This is a genomic window from Microcoleus sp. C2D2, assembly GCF_036702495.1.
In the GTDB taxonomy this organism is placed as follows: domain Bacteria; phylum Cyanobacteriota; class Cyanobacteriia; order Cyanobacteriales; family Microcoleaceae; genus Microcoleus.
Genome location: NZ_JAUBTO010000319.1, coordinates 1 through 3,296, shown reverse-complemented (window position 1 = coordinate 3,296; position 3,296 = coordinate 1). Strand labels below are relative to the sequence as shown.

Here is a 3,296-nt window from a genome sequence, read left to right as displayed (position 1 = left end):
AATGTGCAAGATCATTTCAGGGCTATTGAAAGCCCACACTGTACCTGTACTCAGGTCAGTGCTGGGTAATTTACAATTCACACCTCAAAACTCACAACTTCAAAATATTCTCTTTTCCGGCTAAGGCCTCGTGAGCAACTTGCTCAACCCGATCTTTGGCGAGAATTTCCAAAGCCGCCTCTGCTTCTGCACCGCCCAACCGCCCCAAAGCTTGGGCGACTCTGTAACGGATCTGCCAATCTGCATTGGAAGCGTAGGGAAGCAGCAGCGGCAGCGCGCGTTTATCTCCCAATTCACCTAATGCGCTGATCGCAATGGTTTGGATCAATTCGTTTTCAGAAGAGAGGGCATGTTCTAACATCGGAAAGGCTTTCGGATCTCCCATTTCTCCCAAAGCCGCGACGATGCTCAGTTGCACCAGCCATTCAGAGGTAGTGCTATAAACTTGCTGCAAATCTTCTAAAGCATCGGTTAATTTCAATGCGCCCAAAGCATCGGCTGCTGCTGCTTGCACGTCGGGTTCGGGGTCGTTGTTCAGGCTGTTTCGCAGTACCTCTAAAGCATTCGGCAGATTCTGCGTGCCGAGGGTTGATACTTGGCTGACTGCTGCGTAGCGAACCCGGACGTTTTTGTCGTTGATGGCAATTTGAATCAGTTTATAGGCGATGGCGGGTTCTAGTTGTCGCAGTTGGTTGACTGCTCGCAGCCTTTCGCCAAAATCCTCGGAATTCAGCAATTGTTCGACGGACTCAGGAGTAATGCTCATCGGATTTTAGATTTTAGATTTTAGATTTTAGATTTGGTAATTGGTAATTGCCAAAAGCGAGCGAGATTTAAGGAGCGATTCCCTACGGGATAGCTTCGCTTCACGGCTCATTTTCTGATACAGTCCTGGAACTGCAACAGTTAATTTAAGATTCGGCAGCCATCCATCGGATAATATCTCCCCTAGTGAGGATGCCGATTACTTTGCCTGCACTATCAACCACCGGCAATCGGTGGATGCTGCGGTCGTGCATCAGTTTTGCTGCTTCTTGGACAGATTTGTCGGGGCCAATGGTAATTGGCTCTTTACTCATCGCTTCTCCTACTGTTTGTCCTAAAGCCTTGTGGAGTTCTCGCTCGTAACGAGATGGATTTTCCAAATAAATCACACTGTCGAGCACCATGATATAAGCGGGCGGAGTTACGCCGGTTTCCCGCCACATCAAGTCTGTTTCGGAGATGACTCCTACCAACAAGTCATTCTCATCTACGACGGGAAGACCGCTAATGCGTCGATCGGCTAAAATTTTAATCGCTTCGTTCAAGGGCATTTCGGGTCGCGCCAAAATCGGCTCGCGGCTCATTACATCGGCTACTGTTTTTGGCATGATTAGCGGTTGATTGAGTTGTTGCTCTAAATCGATCATATAGGGAAAGGGCGGCACAGACTGAAGAAAGGCAGCTCTGCTGAAGGGATTCGTTAGAAGGTAGAAGGAAGGAAAAAGTTTGAATGCCAGAATTTTGCTGTTTTTTTCGATCGCACTATAAAATTCTGCCGTTTGCCGGACTCCGGCGAGCGATCGTCCGGACAAGATTGTTAAAATATCTTAAAGAGCGGATAAATCCTTACCGATGCCAGAATCTCCAGCCCGAGAACCAGACTCCCAACCAGAAGCGCGCTGTGTATTGGTTTGCCAGTATCAATCCTGCCTGAAAAATGGTTCAGCAGCAGTGCTAGCTGCTTTTGAAGCCCAACAATTTGCAGGGGTGAAAGTGGAGGCCTGTAGTTGTCTGGGACAGTGCACCATTGGCCCGACTGTGCTAGTTACCCCAGAAAACATTTGGTATTGTCGAGTTAAACCGAGTGATGTACCGTTGATTGTGGAAGAGCACCTCAAAGAGGGAAAACCTGTAGAGGCGCTGTTCAATCCGAGAATTCATGGGCGTTATTATTATTAGTATTGACTTGATTCAGTGAAACTTCCAAGCTCTCGCGCATTTAATTTGAATAGTTATTGTTAAGGAACTTGCACTTTGAGAATCAAAGAAATTGCGCTTAGTTTGTTAGTGCTAGTGCTGGGGCGTCCGTCGGCGGTTGCTGCTCAAACGCCGGCGGTTGCTGGGGATATTTGCCCTGGGGAATTGGGGGCACAAGTAGATGCGATCGCCAACCGTCCCGAATTTAGTCGATCGCGCTGGGGCATTTTAATTCAACCTCTATCTTCTACTGCTACACTCTACAGCCGCGACGCCCAAAAATATTTTATTCCAGCATCAAATGTCAAGCTGCTAACCACAGCCGCTGCTTTGCAGAAACTCGGTGCAGATTTTCGGATTAAGACATCGGTTTACAGCGGCGAAAATGGAAGTTTGTACGTTGTCGGCAGGGGAGATCCGAGCATTACTGAGGCTCAGTTGCAATCCTTGGCGCAGCAGTTGAAAGGCCGCGGAGTCGATCGAGTAAACGAGTTGATTGGCGATGACAGCTATTTTCAAGGCAGTGCAGTCAATCCGAATTGGGAATGGGAAGACGCGCAAGCAGGCTACGGAGCGCCGATTAACAGTTTAATTTTTAATCAAAACGCGATCGAACTTCTCTTGTCCCCGCAGGCTCTCGGGCAACCTCTGAAAGTTACTTTTGCCGAACCCAAGCTGGCAAATCAGTGGCAAATTCACAACAATTCAGTAACCGTCGCCCAAAACGAATCCGAGTTTATTGAAGTTGGCAGGGAGTTCGATCGACCTGCAATCCGAGTTAGTGGACAGTTGAAAGTTGGTGCCGAATCTGAATCAGCTTATGTAGCAGTTGTCAACCCTGCTAAGAATTTTTTGCAGCATTTTCAGCAAGTTCTGGCAACTGAGGGAATTCCTGTTAAACAGGCTTTAGTTGCATCTGTTTCTCGCAATTTTAATCAAGAATTAGCGACTGTTGAATCGCCGCCGCTGGCGGAATTGGTGAGAGAAACTAATCGGGAAAGCAACAATCTTTATGCAGAAGTTTTATTGAGATTGTTGGGAAAAGTTACAGGCAAGATGCCCCTGCCACAAGCACTCACAGGCAAGATGCCTGTGCCACAAGAGGATACAGGCAAGATGCCTGTGCCACAAGAGGATACAGGCAAGATGCCTGTGCCACAAGAGGATACAGGCAAGATGCCTGTGCCACAAGAGGATACAGGCAAGATGCCTGTGCCACAAGAGGATACAGGCAAGATGCCTGTGCCACAAGAGGATACAGGCAAGATGCCTGTGCCACAAGAGGATACAGGCAAGATGCCTGTGCCACAAGAGGATACAGGCAAGATGCCTGT

At 48.1% G+C, this 3,296-nt stretch carries 4 protein-coding genes; 2 read left to right on the top strand and 2 right to left on the bottom strand.

Annotation, left to right across the window (positions count from 1 at the left end; translation table 11 throughout):
- Positions 1–91: 91 nt before the first annotated feature.
- Positions 92–766, bottom strand: a complete 675-nt coding sequence (gene nblB, locus QUB61_RS38595) for a phycobilisome degradation protein NblB (protein ID WP_333134182.1) — start codon at positions 764–766, stop codon at positions 92–94.
- A gap of 145 nt (positions 767–911) precedes the next feature.
- Positions 912–1,373 carry a CBS domain-containing protein gene (locus tag QUB61_RS38590; RefSeq protein ID WP_333134214.1) on the bottom strand — a complete coding sequence of 154 codons (462 nt, stop codon included), beginning with the start codon at positions 1,371–1,373 and terminating at the stop codon, positions 912–914.
- A gap of 244 nt (positions 1,374–1,617) precedes the next feature.
- Here QUB61_RS38590 and QUB61_RS38585 point away from each other — a divergent pair, with 244 nt between their 5' ends.
- Together QUB61_RS38585 and dacB are read left to right on the top strand one after the other, a co-directional pair.
- Positions 1,618–1,944 (top strand): (2Fe-2S) ferredoxin domain-containing protein, encoded by a 327-nt coding sequence (locus QUB61_RS38585; RefSeq protein ID WP_333134184.1) that lies wholly within the window; start codon positions 1,618–1,620, stop codon positions 1,942–1,944.
- Positions 1,945–2,019: 75 nt separating this feature from the next.
- On the top strand, positions 2,020–3,296 hold a 1,277-nt coding region (gene dacB, locus QUB61_RS38580), incomplete at its 3' end, for a D-alanyl-D-alanine carboxypeptidase/D-alanyl-D-alanine endopeptidase (RefSeq protein ID WP_333190429.1).

Coding starts and splice junctions, on each gene's coding strand:
- nblB (WP_333134182.1), bottom strand. CDS start 766: ATGAGCATTACTCCTGAGTCCGTCGAACAATTGCTGAATTCCGAGGAT.
- QUB61_RS38590 (WP_333134214.1), bottom strand. CDS start 1,373: ATGCCAAAAACAGTAGCCGATGTAATGAGCCGCGAGCCGATTTTGGCG.
- QUB61_RS38585 (WP_333134184.1), top strand. CDS start 1,618: ATGCCAGAATCTCCAGCCCGAGAACCAGACTCCCAACCAGAAGCGCGC.